Source organism: Rhodococcus sp. BUPNP1 (assembly GCF_002215235.1).
GTDB lineage: Bacteria > Actinomycetota > Actinomycetes > Mycobacteriales > Mycobacteriaceae > Rhodococcus.
The window spans coordinates 41,480-58,298 of record NZ_NERM01000028.1; the positions used below are offsets into that span (position 1 = coordinate 41,480).

At 69.5% G+C, this 16,819-nt stretch carries 4 protein-coding genes and 1 pseudogene; 4 read left to right on the forward strand and 1 reads right to left on the reverse strand.

What is annotated here, in order from left to right:
* Positions 1-182: 182 nt before the first annotated feature.
* On the forward strand, positions 183-854 hold the full coding sequence (locus B9C99_RS21645; protein ID WP_016693116.1) for a TVP38/TMEM64 family protein: 672 nt from the start codon (positions 183-185) through the stop codon (positions 852-854).
* Here the strand turns inward: B9C99_RS21645 and B9C99_RS21650 are convergent.
* Complete coding sequence (locus B9C99_RS21650) at positions 833-14,560, reverse strand: non-ribosomal peptide synthetase (RefSeq protein ID WP_088899307.1); 13,728 nt, start codon at positions 14,558-14,560, stop codon at positions 833-835. The two genes, B9C99_RS21645 and B9C99_RS21650, sit on opposite strands and share 22 nt — an antisense overlap.
* Positions 14,561-15,140: 580 nt before the next feature.
* Here B9C99_RS21650 and B9C99_RS21655 point away from each other — a divergent pair.
* The 3 genes and pseudogenes from B9C99_RS21655 to B9C99_RS21665 all read left to right on the forward strand — a co-directional run.
* Positions 15,141-15,845, forward strand: a complete 705-nt coding sequence (locus tag B9C99_RS21655) for a DUF6875 domain-containing protein (RefSeq protein ID WP_088899308.1) — start codon at positions 15,141-15,143, stop codon at positions 15,843-15,845.
* An 82-nt stretch (positions 15,846-15,927) separates the two neighbouring features.
* Complete coding sequence (locus B9C99_RS21660; RefSeq protein WP_016693120.1) at positions 15,928-16,509, forward strand: hypothetical protein; 582 nt, start codon at positions 15,928-15,930, stop codon at positions 16,507-16,509.
* Positions 16,506-16,819: pseudogene (locus B9C99_RS21665) on the forward strand (hypothetical protein); the annotation flags it as partial. The gene B9C99_RS21660 and the pseudogene B9C99_RS21665, both read left to right, overlap by 4 nt.

Consider the following 16,819-nt stretch of genomic DNA (forward strand, 5'->3'; position numbering starts at 1 on the left):
TGATGCTATCCCCACACACCGCGCGGTCGTTGTGGGGATCACCACAGTTTTTCTAGCGTTCGATAACGACGTCCTCGACCGGAACGGTATCGTGCCGTCTTCCTCACGCTGCTCGCGGGGAAGCAGACACTGCTCGGCCGGTAGTGTGGACGCTCGTGACGAGGCTTGCCGCAGACCGCAGAGTGCTCGGCATCCTGGGCCTGGTGGCGGCGCTCGTCGTCGTAGCTCTCGTGGTGCCGCATCCGACGATCGCCCAGATCCGGGAATGGTCCGAATCGGTGCACGGCCCGGCACTGGTCCTGGCGTTCTTCGCCGTCCACGCCCTGGTCACGATCGCCCCGATCCCGCGCACGGTGTTCACCCTCAGCGCCGGCGTGCTGTTCGGCAGTGCCGTCGGCATCGGCGTGACGGTCGCCGCCTCCACGGTCAGCGCCGTCCTCGCGTTCCTGCTCGTGCGGGCCGTCGGACGCAAGGCCGTGGAATCGCGTCTCACACACCCGGCGGCGAAAGCGATCGATCTGCGACTGGCACGCCGCGGATGGCTCGCGGTCGGCTCCCTGCGGCTGATCGCCGCCGCCCCGTTCTTCGTCGTGAACTGTTGCTGCGCCGTCTCGGCGGTCCGCCTCGTCCCCTACACGCTCGCGACGGTCGTGGGCATCCTGCCGGGCACCGTGGCGGTCGTACTCCTCGGCGATGCCCTGACCGGGCAGACCGATCCGCGACTGATGGTGATCACCGGGGTGTGCATCGCACTCGGTCTCGCCGGGCTGTTGCTCGAGGCCAGGCTCCCCGAGCCCGCCGGTTCGGCGCTCGACGCCGTCGTCGATCCGGATCAGGACCCGGCGGCGAGATAGTCCGCCAGGATCGGGCCGAGGACAGCGAGCACGGCCGGGGTCATCATCTCCAGATGGTCGCAGTCGATCGTGTGCTCGGTGATCGTGCCGGACACCCACGGCCGCCACAGGGCCGGTGACGCACCGTCACCCGTGCCGAGCGATCGCGCCGCGGCGACGAACAGCAGGTCGCCGTCGAAACATCGCAGCTCGAGTGTCGGCGCGGCCCGATGGACGTGCGCGTAGGCCGTGAGGATCCGCTCCAGGTCGGCGGTGGACAGTCCGGTCTCGTGCCCGAGACTGCGGTTCACCGCGTCGAGCAACTGTTCGGAGGTCATGTCGTCCGGCGTTGCGCCGGGCAGTTCGATGCCCAGGCCCGCCAGCAACTCCGCGTGGGTATGGGCACGTCGTTCGCGTTCGAGCGGGTAGTAGTCGAGGACGACCAGGTCGACGGACTCCCCCGCGGCGCCGAGTTCAACGCCCATGTGATGGGCGATCAATCCGCCCTGGGACCAGCCGAGCACGGTGTAGGGACCTTGCGGTTGCACGGCCCGCAGCTCCTCGACGTAGCGGTGCGCCAGTTCGGCGGGCGTCGCGTCGAGGGGTCCGCCGGAGAGGTACGGCAGTTGCAGTCCGTACACCGGCCGATCCGGCAGGTAGCGCAGCAGTCCCGCGTACACCCAGGACAAACCGATCGCGGGATGCACGCAGAACACCGGTGGGCGGTGACCCTGCCTTCGCAGGGGGATCAGCACATCGAACATCCCGGTCGCCGGAGCAGCGGTCGCCGGCGGCTCGTCGAGGTGATCCGCGAGCCCGGCCGGTGTGGGGTCGAGGAAGACCAACGACAGCGGAACGTCCCGGCCCAGCTCGCTGCGCAGCTTCGATGCCACGGCGGTCGCGGCGAGCGAGTTGCCGCCGAGGTCGAAGAAGTTGTCGTCGATCCCGATCCGGTCCCGTTCGAGGACGGAGGCGAACGCGCGGGCGACGACTCCTTCGGTCGGTGTGCGCGGCGCCCGGTAGGCGGCCCCGACGGGCGCAGCCGCCGGCAGCGCCGACCGGTCCACCTTCCCGCTCGGGGTGACCGGCAGCCCCGGCAGCACGACGATGACCGATGGGACCATGTACCGCGGCAACCGGGTGGCGGCGACATGCAGGATCTCGGGCGCCTCGACCGGAACGGCCCCGGCGGGCACCACATATCCGACGAGCCGGTCGCCGCTGCCGTCGTCACGCACCACCACGACCGCCTGGGCGACGGCCGGATGCCGGAGCAGTGCCGCCTCGACCTCCTCGAGCTCGATGCGCAGACCGCGCAGCTGGATCTGGAAGTCACTGCGCCCGACGTAGACGGGTTCGGTGCCGTGCGCGGTGCGGGTCCAGCGCATCAGATCCCCGGTGCGGTACATCCGGCGCCCCGGTGCGCCGAGGGGGTCGGCGACGAAACGCGTCGCGGTCAGGCCGGGTTGTCCCGCATACCCGCGCGCCAGACCCGGTCCGGTGAGGTACAGCTCCCCCACCGCGCCGCCGGCCACGGGCTGGAGGTACGAGTCCAGCAGGTATTCGTCGAAACCGGGCATCGGCGGTCCCACGGTGGGGTTCTCGCCGGGGATGAGCGGATCGAGCAGGTTCGACATCACCGTGGCCTCGCTCGGACCGTAGCCGTTGACCATGTGACGACCCCGGGCCCACGTCTCCACCAGGGACGGCGGGCACGCCTCCCCACCCACGCTCACGAAGGTCAGAGCCGGCAGCGCGTCCCGATCCAGCGTCGCCAGCACCGCTGGCGTGGTGTACAGGTGGGTGATCTCCTCGTCGGCGAGCACACGCTCGAGGTCGTCACCGGCGGCGATACCGGGCGGCACCACGACGAGCCGCGCCCCGGCCGAGAACGCGACGATCGTCTCCAGCAACGAGGCATCGAACACCGGCAGCATCGCCTGCGCGACACGCGACTCGCGGTCGGCGACCGTCGAGAGCCGATCGACCAGCTCGGCGATGCCGCGATGCGTCACGGTCACCCCCTTCGGCGTGCCCGTCGATCCGGACGTGAAGATCACGTACGCCGTGTTGTCGGCACGCACCGGCGCGCGGCGGTCGATGTCCGGCACCGGCGTTGCCGGCGCACCGTCGAGCTCGACGTCCCGGACGGGAACGACGGATACCCCGCCGGGCACCGCTGATTCGGGTCCGTCGACGAGCACGCAGAGCGGTGTGACCGTCCGGACCATCGCGGCGACACGGTCACGGGGTTGGTCGGGGTCGACGGGCACGTAGACGGCACCGGCGCGGACGACGGCGAGCATCGCGACGACCCGCAGGAACGATCGCCGGATCGCCACCACGACGGTGGTCTCCGGTGCCGCTCCGCGGGAGACGAGCAGATGCACGAGCCGCTGGACCCGCTCGTCCAGCCCCGCGTAGGTCCACTGCCTGCCCGCATCGACGACGGCGACGGCCTCCGGGGACCGCGACATCCAGTCGTCGACGATCTCCGTCCATGTCCGCGAAGGCGCGGTGCCGGGAGCGGACACGACCGGCACCTCGTCCCCGAACAAACGGAGGCGGCCGAGCGGCACCTTCGGCCGGTCGACGACGGCCTCGAGGACCTGAGCGACCTGCGACACGATCGCGTCGGCCGCGGCCGCGTCGAACAGGTCCGGGCGGTAGCTCAGTCGCAGCCGCAGCGCGTCGTCGACGTGTGCGATCAGCGTCAGCGGATAGTGCCCGGAATCGTGTCCGGTGACCTCGCGCACCTGCATGCCCGCGATGTCGACCACATCGGACAGAGCGGCACGGTCGACCGGATACGACTCGAACACCGTCAGGGTGTCGAACCCGGCGGCGGGTCCGGCGACCTGCTGGATCTCCGTGAGGCCGAGGTGATGCCGGTCGAGCAGCGCGGTCTGTTCGGCTCGGATCCGCTCGACGAGCGCTGTGAGGGTCTCGTACGGATCGAGCCGGACCCGCACGGGAACGGTGTTGACGAACAGGCCGATCATCTCCTCGACCCCGTCGACCTCCGCGGGCCGCCCGGAGACGGTCGATCCGAACACGACGTCGCGCTGCGAGGTGAGCTTCGCCAGCACGATCCCCCACGCGACCTGCACCACCGTGCCGACGGTGACCCCGTGGTCCCGCACGAAGCCCTCGAGGCGCCGGGTGTCCGCCGGATCGAGCGCCCAGGTGGTCTCCTCGGACAGGGCCTGCACGGAGGTCTGCTCGGCGTCCGGGGCGACCAGCGTGGGCCGATCCGGGCCGGCCAGGTACCGCGACCAGGCATCGCGGGCGGGTGCCGCGTCCTGCTGCACGAGCCACCGCACGTAGTCCCGGTAGGGACGTGCCGGCGGGAGAACCCCGGTGTCCGCGTCGGTTCCGTACAGCACGAGGAGTTCCTTCAGCAGCAACGGCGCCGACCAGCCGTCGAGCAGGATGTGGTGGTTGGTGAACACCAGCCGGTGATCGTCCGGCCCCATCCTGATCAGGCTCAGGCGTACCAGCGGTCCGTGCGCTGTGTCGAAACGCTGCGTCCGGTCCTCGGTCTGCAGTCGGACCAGTTCCACCGCACGGTCCTCGGGGTCCAGGTCGCTCAGATCCCGCTCACGCAGCGGCAGTTCGACCGACGCCTGCACGACCTGCACGGGCGGGGACTGCCCGTCGAAGACGAAGTTCACCCGCAGGTTCGGATGCCGCGCAGCCAGGGCGGCCACCGCCCGCCGGAGGCGTCGCGGATCGACGACACCGCCCAGGTGCAGGGTCAGTTGCACCGTGTACGCGTCGAGCGAATCGTTCCGGAGGGCATGGAACAGGAAGCCGGTCTGCAGGGGGGTGAGGGGCCACACGTCCTCGAGGCCGGGATAGCGGCGCTCGAGCTCGTCGAGGCGTTCCTGGCTCAACGGGACCAGCGGCAGATCCGAGGGGGTGTGCCCTCCCGCGCCCGGTTCGGCGACGTGCCGGGCGACGCCGCTGAGCATGCGTCGCCACCGTTCGGCCAGGTCGGACACCTCCGGGCGGGTGATGACCCCGGTCGGATAGGCGAGATCCGCGCGCAGCACGGGCCCGTCGGCAGTGTCGACGACCATGGCGTTGACGGAGATCACCGCCGGTACCGGCTGGGTGGGATCGAGGCCACCGCCGAATTCGATGTCCGTGACGGCATCCGGCAGCATGCTCCGGCCGTGGAAGTTGAAGGCGAGCCGGGGCGCCGGCAGGGGCTCGAGCGCGGCGCGGCCCTCGTCGTCGAGATACCGCAGCATCCCGTATCCGATCCCGTGGTCGGGAACGGCGCGCAGTTGTTCCTTGACGGTCTTGATCGTGGCGCCCGCTGCGGTGCCGCCGCGTGCCACGGCCTCCACGTCGATACCGGTCAGGTCCAGTCGCACCGGATAGGCCGCGGTGAACCATCCGACCGTCCGGGACAGATCGGCTCCCGGCACGACCTGCTCCTCCCGGCCGTGCCCTTCCAGCGCCACGAGCACCTCGGCGAGGTCGATCCCGCGCTCGGCGCGCTGCGCGACGACGGCTCCGGCCAGGGCTGCGAGAAGACCGTCCACGATGCTCCCGTGGAAGGCCGCCGGGACGACGGTCAGCAGCGCGGTGGTCGTGGGGGCGGGAACCTCGACGGTGACGGTGTCGACGGTGGCCCCGACGTCGACGGCGGGGTCCAGCTCTCGGGCGCCGAGCAGCGCATCCGGACCCGACAGCGTCGAGATCCAGAACGGCAGTTCGGCCGCACGCGTGCCACGGCGGGTGACCTCGACGAGACCGTGCGCCCAGCGGCGCATCGAGGTGCCCGTCGGTGCGGGAGCCGGGTCGAGCCCGTGTTCGAGTCGAGCCGCTGCAGCAGCGAGGTCGCCCAGCAGGATCCGCCAGGAGACACCGTCGATCACGGCATGGTGCGCCACGAGCAACAGTCGCGAGGCGGGTCCCGCCTCGAATTGCACCGCCTGCAGCATCACTCCCCTGCCGGGATCCAACCGTCCGGTCGCGGCAGCGTGTTCGGCGGCGGCGATCGCGGTGAACTCGGGCCCCGTCAGGTCGTCCACCTTGACGCGACGCAGGATCGACGACGCCGGGACGGATCCGATGGGCCGTGTCTCCAGGCGCAGCTCGTCAGCCGCTCCAGGGTCCGCGTGGAGGCGCGCCCGGAGCATGTCGTGCCGATCCACGACCGCCTGCAGCGCTGCGAGAAGGTCGGCCTCGCGGAGTCGGTCCGGCAGCGGAACCGACACCGATTGGCAGAAACCCGGATAGGTTCGGCCGCTGTCGACCAGCCACCGCAGTATCGGGGTGAGGGGAACGTCGCCGACACCACCACCCGGCAGTTCCTCGAGCGTCGGCGCGGCCGGTCCGGCCATGGTGACCGCCGCGGCGAGCGCCGCAACGGTCTTGTGTTCGAACACATCTCGGGGCGAGAGCACCAGGCCCGCGGCTTTGGCCCGCGCGACCAGCTGGATCGACATGATCGAATCGCCGCCGAGGGCGAAGAACGAGTCCTGTGTTCCCACCCGGTCGACGCCGAGCACGTCGGCGAACACCCGAGCGAGGGCCCGTTCGGTGTCGGTGGTCGGTGCGATGTAGCTGTCGCTGCGCGTCGCGACCTCCGGGGCCGGCAGCGCGCGGCGGTCGAGTTTGCCGTGCACCGTCACCGGCAGGTCGGCCATGTGGACGAACGCGGCCGGAACCATGTAGTCGGGCAACCGTTCCCGGACGAAGCGACGGACGTCGTCGAGTCGCTCCTCTGCGGCGGGGTCGTTGACGTAGCGCGCGAGGCTGCCGATGGGGTCGGCCGGACGGAAGACGTCGGTCAGCGCTACATCTCGGGTTCTGTCGTCCGGGTCGTCGCGGAGGACGATCACCTCCATCGATCCCGGTTCCTGCGACCAGGTCACAGCGACCCGGTAGCCGAGTTCGGCGCCGAGCAGATCGAAGTCCGCGGGACCGATGCCGTCCGATCGTGGCCGGAGGTCCGGTTCCGACACGAGTGCGTGGTCGGGCATCGCATCGAGGGCGGTCGCCGCGGCGATCACCGACCGCAGGGCGGTGTGCGGTACGCCGGTCACGCGCAGGGCATCGGGACGGCTCGTCCGCAGGTGGTCGGCGAACGCGGCGAGTGTTCCGAATCCCGTCCAGGACCGGCACGGAACGTCGGCGAGCGACCTGGGTCCGGTACCGGTGTGCAGCACCACGCTGTAGCGGTACAGGCCGAGTTCGTTGGCCGTCCGCATCCGGCCGAGTTCGATGTCGACCCCGGTGACACCGGGCAGACGACCGGCCAGGCCCGCGAAGAACTCGGGGGCGAGCAGCAGTTCCCGCTCGGAGAGCGTGGCACGGCGGACGCGTTCGCGGACCGTGTCCGCGGTCTCGGTGCCGTCGGCACGGGCGAGTTCCACCGCGGCGACGAAGTACGGCAGCAGCGCCTGGTTCCGGACATCGCCGAGATGGATCGATCCGCCGGGTGCGAGCAGCGGCAGGATTTTCCGGAGCACCTCGAGCAGATACGCCGCGTCCGGGAAGTACTGGATCACCGAATTGAGCACGACGGTGTCGAAGTACCGCTGCGGCAACCCCTCGGTCGCGTGCGCCGGTTGCGTCCTCAGCGTCACCCGATCGGCCCACGGCTGCGATCGCACGGCGGAGTGCAGCGTCTCGATCGTCGGAGCCGAGAAGTCCGTGCCCCAGTACTCGGCGCAGTCGGGGGCCAGTTCACGGAGCAGAAGACCGGAGCCCACGCCGATCTCGAGCAGGCGTCGGGGTCGGAGCCGCCGGACGGCCCGCACGGCGGCGTCGCGCCAGTCCCGCATCTGCTCGACCGGAATGGGCTGCCCGGTGTCGGTGGCGTTCCAACCCGCGAAGGCACCGGTGTCGCCGCTGTCCTCGGGCGGCGGCGCGGAGTACACGTCGTCGTACAGTGCCCTCCACCGCTCGACGGTGCCGGTCGCGCGGGTCGAGTCGGCGAGCAGTGTCTGCTCCCGGTCGAGCACGACATACGCGACCAGTCGTCCGGTGTCGTGGTGGCCCGGAGTCTCCCGGACGACCACGGCGGCATGGGCCACCGCCGGATGCGCACCCAGGACCGCTTCGATCTCACCGGGTTCGACCCGGAAACCGCGGACCTTGACCTGATCGTCGCAGCGGCCCACGAATTCCAGGTGTCCACCCGAGCCCTCGGCATCGCTCGTCGAGCAGATCCACCGCACGACGTCGCCGGTGCGGTACATCCGCTCCCCCGGCCCGCCGAACGGGGATGCCACGAATCGTGCCGCGGTCGTGGCCGGACGACCGGGATATCCGCGGGAGACACCGTCCCCGGTGAGGTACAGCTCGCCGGGGACACCGGGAGGCACCGGCAGCAGTCCGGCGTCGAGGACGAGGACCGCGACTCCCGGGATCGATGTGCCGATCGGGACCGACGCGCGCTCTCCTCGGGCGAACGCGTCCCCGACGAGGTACATCGTCGCGCACACCGTCGTTTCCGTCGGTCCGTACGCGTTGACGAGCAACGTCGAGGGATGCGACTCGTGGAAGTGGCGTGCGACCTCCGGGGACAGCACGTCACCGGCCGTGACCACCTGGTCCACACCGTCCCACACCCGCGCCGGCACGACGGTGGGGTCGGCGAGGGCGTGGAACAGCGGTGTCGGGACGAACATCGTCGTCACACCGTGTTCGGAGATCATCCGCGCGACCGTCGACGGATCGAGCAGGCCGGGTGGTGCGAGCACCAGTTCGGTACCGCCGATCAGGGCGGGCCAGATCTCGTACACCGACGCGTCGAAACCCGGTGAGGACACCAGCGACATCCGGTGTCGGGCTCGCGAATCGGTCCACCCGTGTTCGACGAGGTGCACGAGGTTCCGGTGCGTGACGGCCACGCCCTTCGGGACGCCCGTGGAACCGGACGTGTAGATCGTGTACGCGGTGTTCGACGGGTGCAGGGGCGCGATCCGGTCGAGGTCGGTGAGCGGTCGCGCGTCGTCGGGCAGGGCGTGGGACATCGGGCGGCCCGTCTCGTCGACGACCACGACGACGGCCGGGTCCGCGTGCGAGGTGGATCGACTGTCGGTGACCAGGACGCGGGGCGCGGCGTCGGCAAGGACGAAGGCGGTGCGTTCGCTCGGATAGGCGGGGTCCAACGGCAGATAGGCGCCACCTGCCGCCGACGCTGCGAGAAGAGCGACGACCAGTGCCGGGGATCGATCGAGGGCGACGACCACCACGGTCTCGGGCCCCACGCCCAGGTCGACGAGCAGACGAGCCAGCCGGTTGGCCCGGGCGTCGAGGTCGCGGTACGTCCATCGGCCGGCGACACCGGTCAGCGCCGGTGCGTCCGGTGTCGCCGCGACCCGCTCGGCGAGCACGGCCGGCACCGTCCGATCAGCAGTGGTGGCAGCCGGACCGCTCCACGCGGCGAGGAGCAGGTCGCGCTCCGACCGATCGAGCAGGTCGACACCGTCGACCCGTCGAAGGGGCGAGCTCACGAGGGCATCGAGGACGCGGAGATACCGGTCGGCGAATCGTTCGACGGTGTCGCGCTCGAACAGATCGCTCGCGTATTCGATGCTGCCGAGCATCCCGCCGGCGTCGGTGGACACGCTGTCCGACACGCTGATGTACAGGTCGAACCGCGCGATGTCGGTCGCGACGGGCAGCATCTGGACGTGGATGTCCGGGTGGTCCAGGCTCGGCAGCGGATTGTTCTGCAACGCGAATGCGATCTGGAACAGCGGGTGATGGGCGGTCGAACGCGCCGGGGCGAGCAGCTCCACCAACCGTTCGAAGGGCGCGTCCTGGTTCTCGTAGGCGGCCAGTGCCTTGGTCCGCACCCGGTCGAGGACATCGGCGAGGGGCCATCGTCCGGTGATGCCGTCCACGCGCAGTACCCAGGTGTTGACGAAGAATCCGACGAGATCGGCGAGGGCCTCGTCGGTCCGTCCGGCCACCGGACCGCCGATCGTGATGTCGTCTCCCGCACCGAGCTTGTGCAGGAGCACCACGAGTGCCGACTGGAAGACCATCGACGCGGTGGCTCCGTGCTCGGCGGCCAGTTCGTCGGCCGCGAGACGCAGCTCCGCGGGGATCGTGAACTCTACCCGGCCACCGCGGAAGGACTGCACCGCGGGGCGGGGACGGTCGAGCGGAAGAGAAAGGCATTCCGGAACCCCGGCCAGTTCTTGTCGCCAGTAGGAGAACTGTCTGTGCAGGATGCTTCCCGTCTCGTCCTCGTCCCCCAGCACGTCCCGTTGCCACAGGGTGTAGTCGGCGTACTGCACCGGCAACGGATCCCATCGCGGTTCGGTCCCTGCCGATCGGGCCGCGTATGCCAGCAGCATGTCGCGCACCAGCGGCACCATCGACGCGCCGTCGCCGGCGATGTGGTGCAGCACGAGCACCAGCACGTGGTCGTCGGAACCGGTCCGCAGCAGGGTGGCCCGCACCGGGATGTCGGTGGACAGGTCGAAGGGCCGCCGCGCCTCGGCGCGCACGGCCGCCTGCTCCTCGTCGGCGGACACCGTCCGCAGGGGTAGCGACAATGAGGTCCGCTCGACCGGCAGGATGCGCTGGAAGGCGACTCCGTCGGATTCCTCGAACACCGTGCGCAGCGACTCGTGACGCGCCACGACATCGGCGAACGCCGCTCTCATCGCGGCGATGTCCACCCGTCCGGTCAGGCGTGCCGCCATGGGGATGTTGTAGGTCGGCGACGGACCTTCGTAGCGGTGGATGAACCACAACCGGGACTGCGCGTAGGACAACGGGATCCGGTCCGGCCGGCGTCGGGGTGTCAACGGTGTCCGGGCGACACCGCAGTCCGCGAGTCGCGGTGCCAGCTCGGTGATCGTCGGCGCTTCGAAGAGCATCCTGATGGGTGCTTCGACGTGCAGCGCGGACCGGAGTCCCGCCACGACCCCGGTCGCCGACAGGGAATCGCCCCCGAGTTCGAAGAAGTTGTCGTCGACGCCGACCCGATCCGGGGACAGGTGCAGAACGTCCGCGAAGACCCCCACGAGAGTCCGTTCCAGGCCCGTGCGCGGAGGACGATGGAGCACTCCCCGGCGGTCCGGGGCCGGCAGCGCGGCACGGTCGAGTTTGCCGTTGGCCGTGATCGGCATCGCCGCCAGCGGCACCACCACGGCCGGGACCATGAAATCCGGGAGTTCCGCCGCGAGCGCATCACGAATCGCTGCGGCATCCGGGACCGTTCCGGTGCGCGGCACCACGTACGCCACCACCCGGTCGGATCCGGTCTCGCGCCGAACCACCGCCGCGGCCTGCTCGACGTCGGGGTGGCGGAGCAGTGCTGCTTCCACTTCGCCGAGTTCGATGCGCCGCCCCCGCACCTTGACCTGGAGATCGGCGCGCCCGGCGTAGATCAGGCGCAGATCCGAGGCGATCTCTGCGGCGTTCTCGTCGCTCGTCGACCACCGCACGAGATCGCCGGTGCGGTACATCCTCGATCCCGGTGGCCCGAACGGGTCGGCGACGAACCGCGTCGCCGTCGTCCCCGGTCGGCGGTGGTATCCCCGCGCCAGGGCAGGTCCTGACGGATACAGTTCGCCGATCACCCCGGGCGGCACCGGACTCAACCGTGCGTCGAGCACGACGGCCCGGAATCCGGGTCCGAGTGTGCCTGCGGTGACCGCTCTGCCGGGCACGAGGTTCTCGGACGCCATCTGCACGGTGATCTCGCTCGGTCCGTACCCGTTGACCATGCGACGACCCGCAGCCCATCGCTCCACGAGCCAGGCCGGGCAGTCCTCACCGCCGACGCTCACGAAGGACAGGTCTTCGGGGACCGCCGGATCGATCGTCGCGAGGACCGCAGGAGTGGTGCAGAAGTGGGTGATCCGCTCGGCGCGCAACGCCTGTGCGAGGTCGTCACCGGCGGACGCCTCGGGTGGGCCGATCACCAGCTGCGCAGCGGAGCCGAACGCAACGAGCACCTCCAGTACCGCCAGATCGAAGCTCGGGGATGTTCCGTGCCGGACCCGCGCGTGGGGCTCGGCGAGCGTGCGGGTGTGTGCGACGAGGTTCGACAGGCCCCGGTGGGTGACGACCACGCCTTTCGGCTGTCCCGTCGATCCGGAGGTGTAGATGAGGTAGGCGGGTTGATCCGAACGCGCGGGCGCGCATCGGTCCGAGTCGGTCACCCGAGACATGGTGAATCGCGTCGTCTCCGCGATCACCTCCGGATCGTCGACCACGGTCCACGGCACGGTGTCCGGAAGCAACGGCCGTTCGCCGCTGGTGGTGAGTCCGAGCACGGCGTCGCAGTCGCGCAGCATGTACTCGATCCGGGCGGGCGGATAGGCGGGGTCGACCGGGACGAAGGCCGCGCCCGTCTTCGCCACGGCCCAGATCGAGACGATCGAGTCGACGGATCGGGCCATGCCGATCGCGACGAATCGTTCCGGTCCTGCACCCCGCTCGACGAGCATGCGGGCCAGCCGATTCGACCGCTCGTCGAGTTCTCGGTAGTCGATCCGGGTCCCTCCGCACGACACCGCGAGTGCTTCAGGGGCACGGAGTGCAGCGTCGGTGAGGATCTCCGGCAGCAGGCGTTCGGGCACGGGAGGCGGACCCGTCACGGGGACGAGTGCGGTCCGTTCGGCTGCGTCGAGCAGATCGATGTCGCCGACCCGTATCGCCGGATCCTCTTCGACCGCCAGGAGGATACGTTCCAGTCGGCGGGCGATGCGCGCGACGGTCGGCGCGGTGTAGGCGTTCGTGGCGTACCGGATGCGGAGCACGTCCGCGGACGTGGACTCGCGTCCGGCACCGTCGCCGGCCGGCGGACGCTCCAGATCGATACGCAGGTCGACATCACCGAGGACCGCGTTCTTCACCTCCCTGTCCGCATCGCCCCGTCCTTCGACAGTGATGCGGAAGAGCGGGGCGTGCGAACCGTTCCGGGTCGGCGCCAGCGCGTCGAGCAGTGTCACGGCAGGTACGTCGGCATGTGCGAGAGCGTCCCGAGTCCCACGGAAGATGTTCTCGCGGAGATTTCGGAAGGGTTCGTCGAGGCGCACCCGGGTGCGCAACGGCAGGACCGTGCGCACATCAGTGGTACCGGCCGGGACCGGGAGACCGAGGACGACGTCGTCGGTACCACTCGACCTGGCGACGAGAATCGCGGTGGCAGCCTGCAGGATCGGGACACGATCGTCGGCACATTGGGCACTCGCTCGACCCGGTCCGCTGCCGAGGGGATGGACGAACTGCGCCCACGCCGAAGCAGATCCCGCGTTGCCCGCCCGTCCACCGGCAGGTGTCGGCAGGGACGGTGACAGAGTGGGCGGTGTGGGTGCACCCGCCAGAAGGTGTCGCCAGTGATCGAGCACGGTGTTCCGTCGGTAGCGGGGTGCGGCCGCTCCGGCGCTCGGCGGGTGGATCGAACCGACCGGCGTTCGAGGGTCGGCTGCGACGAACTGCTCGAGGATCTCTGTGAAACAGATGCACTGCGCTTGTATCTCGTTCTCCTCGTATCGGTTCGGATTCGCCCGGAATTCGATCACGGTGCCGGCCGGTGCACTGCGGCGATGGACGGTGATCAGCCGGTCCCCGACGGGCCCACGCGACAGGACATGTGGTGTTCCCACGATGTCCCCCAGTACGGGTTGCTGATCGAACAGCATGACGTTGACCAGCGGGACCGAGAAGCGGGACACCGGTTCGGATGTCGCCCGGCGGATGTCGTCGAGTCCGCACGCCTGGTGTCGGAGGGCTCCGACGAGCTCGACCTGCATCCGCCGGACGAGATCCTCCACCGGTTCGCTCGGCTCCACCCGGATCCGCAGGGGAACGACGTTGACGAGCATTCCGGCGGACCGTCGCAGCTCGGCCGTCGTCCGCGCCGACACCGGGATGTTGACGAGCACGTCGTACCGTCCCGACCGCCGTGAGAAGAAACAGGCGGCGGCCGCGAGTACCACTGCGGCCGAGGAGGCGTCCCGCATCGCCGGGGACCCCGACAGGTAGGTGTCCGCAGTGTCCGACAGATCCGTCTGTGCCGTGAGGGTCCGGACCGCCGGGGGCACCTCCGTGGTGTCGACGTCGGGCAGGTCGCGGATCCGCTCACTCCAGTACTCACGGTCCGCGACGAACCGGCTCGACGCGCGATACTGCCGGTCTTTCTCGTACAACGTCCGTAGATTCGCCGGTGGCTTGTCCGGCGTCGACACCGTGTCCTGGCCGGAACTCCGGGAGGCGAGTGCCCTGGAATAGAGTTCGGCTCCCCGGCGGACGATGATCATCGCTCCGAACCCGTCGAGCGCGATGTGATGGGCCTTGACGTACACGAGGTAACTGGCATCACCTGTGCGCAGAACCACGATGCGGCACAACCGATCCGCCATCAGGTCGACGGGCGCTTCCACATCCCGCCGGAGCCACTGCTCGGCCACCTCCCGCGGATCGGATTCGTCACGGAGATCGACGACCTCGGTGGGGACATCGAGGTCCCGGTCGACGACCTGGTACGGACGGCCGCCCACGTCGACGAGGCGCAGGAGGACGGTCTCGAACTCCCGTCCGGCGGTCGTCGACGCCCACTTCAGCAGCTCGAGGTCGAGTTCTCCACGGAACTCCACGTATTGGGCGATGACGAAAGGGACTTCGGGGACGAGCTGCTGAGCGAGCCAGATACCGTACTGGGCCGGAGTCAGCGGAAACGCACCCGCGCGCTCGTCGTCGGAGTTCTGCGCGGCGCCTACGGCGGGAGTGGCCACAGCGCCCCCTTCACGAGGATGTGTGCAGCGGCAGCGTCGAACGGGAACGTCTCGTGGAGCCGGATACCATCGGGCGTCGCGGGTGGGGACGACCGAGTCGGCACGTCGCTTCGAAAATGTATGCGTCAGCGTAGGACGGGGACTGGGCTGCTGCAATGCTGTGCAGCAGAACGAGATCGAGATGCGACCAGGACACGCCGCGGGGACCACGTTCTCACATCCCGACATTCGGCATATTCACTCCATAAACCCAAGGTTTGTTTGAAGGGATGGATCAAAACCTCCTGTCCGCGCTATGCTCGTTTTACAAACTTAGAATGCAAAACTTTCGGTAAACTCCGCGCGAAGGAGACTTCACGCCGGCCCGACGGTCGCACGAGCACCGGATTCGCGAGGGCGGACGATGCACGCAACCGGACCGTGGCATTCGACAATGTTGCGCTGCAACAGCTTCCGCCGGTCGCACACCTACTGCCCGAATCGGCCTTCCCACGATTCTTTCCGGGAGCCTTTCGCAGTTCCCGACCCGGCCGCTCCCGCCTCGGCCGCGATATCCGTCCCCTGGAGGGAGGAAGCGGAGATGCCGATCCAGAGACGAGTCGGACCTCGTTCGGGCACGGTCTGGGTGGACCTGTTCGGTGAAACCTCCGAGTACGCAAGAGAAGCAAGCGCCCATCTGCTGAGAACGTGGGCGAGCGGGTATCTCACCGAGCCCAACCCCGAGCTCGGCCGCAGTGGACCCGTCTGCCCGTTCGTCCGTCCGTCGATCGGCAAGCAACTCTTCGGAGCCGCGTTCGTCCACGGATCCGGAATCGACGCCGGGGCACTCGGCACGATCGTCGAGGACCAGTTCGACCTGTACGCGACACTCTCGCGCGAGGACGATCGCGACCGGAGCCTGAAGACGCTCGTGACCGTACTGCCCGACCTCACCGGCTTCGAGGTGATCGACGTCGTCCACGCGGAATTCAAGTCGCGGTTCGTCGAACACGGTTTCATGCTCGGCCAGTTCTACCCGGGTTGCACCCAGCCGGGCCTGTGGAATCACGACTTCCATCCCCTCGACGCCCCCTTGCCGATGCTGGTCGCCCGCAACATGATGACGACCGACTTCCCGTTTCTCGTCGGGCGCCAGGAATGGTTGTGCGCCTACTTCAAGAAGTTCGCCCCGGCACTGCCGTCGACACTCCGCCTCACCATCGCGAAACGGATGAAGTACGACGGCGATGCGGTGGACGCGATCACCGCACATCATGAGCTGACGGGGAACGAGCCGGCCCGATAGGCTGTACGCACCGCCACGCGGCACCCCGATTCGTCAAGCTTCAGGTCTTGATTATCCGGAATCAAGCCCTCACACTTGACACATGTTCGTCTTGACGGTCGACCAACGGGGCAGCCGCCGCGATGTCGACCGTGTGGCGGATCTCCTCACCGAACTGCAGGACGTTCCGCTGGTGCGGCCCTTCGATCGCACCGCGGGCGACGAGGTCCAGGCCGTCGCGGACGATCCCAGCCTCGTCGTCGATCTAGTCCTCGACCTTCTCCGGCGCGAACGCTGGAGTATCGGGGTGGGGATCGGCCCGGTGGAGACCCCGCTGCCCGAACAGACCCGAGCCGGTCGCGGTCCCGCCTTCGAGCATGCCCGCACCGCCGTCGAACGCGCCAAGAACGCGCCCGGGCAGGTCGCGGCCGAAGGCAACGACCCCGAGGCCACCGCCGATGTCGACGCCGCACTCACCCTGCTCGCCACCGTCGTCCTGCGCCGGACCGAGCAGGGGCACGAGGCGGTCGATCTCGCTCGTCAGGGTCTGTCGCAGGCGCGGATCGCCGAGCGTCTCGGCATCAGCAAGCAAGCGGTATCCCAGCGCCTCGCCACCGCCGGGTGGCAGGCCGAACTGGCCGGACGCGAACTCGTGCGCCGACTCCTGGAAAGGGCCGATCGTTGACCGTCCTCTCACTGGTGTGCCTGGCCGTGGCCGCTCTCGCACCCGCGCTCGCGCTGCGCCCGAGCCTGCCGGTGTGGCCGGCCGCCTCGTTGAGCATCGCGGGTCTCGCCGGTGCCGCCCTCGCCGCCACCGCGACCACACCGGTTCAGGGAGTCGCGCTCGCGGCCACGCTGATCCTCACCGCCACGGCGGCGATCACCGGGGGCGGACCCGCGGTCCTCGTGGCGTTCCGGATCGCGCGCCGGCAACCCGACGCCGGTCCCGAGCCCACCCCTCCCCCGGGCCCGCTGCGCGGTGGACGCGTCATCGG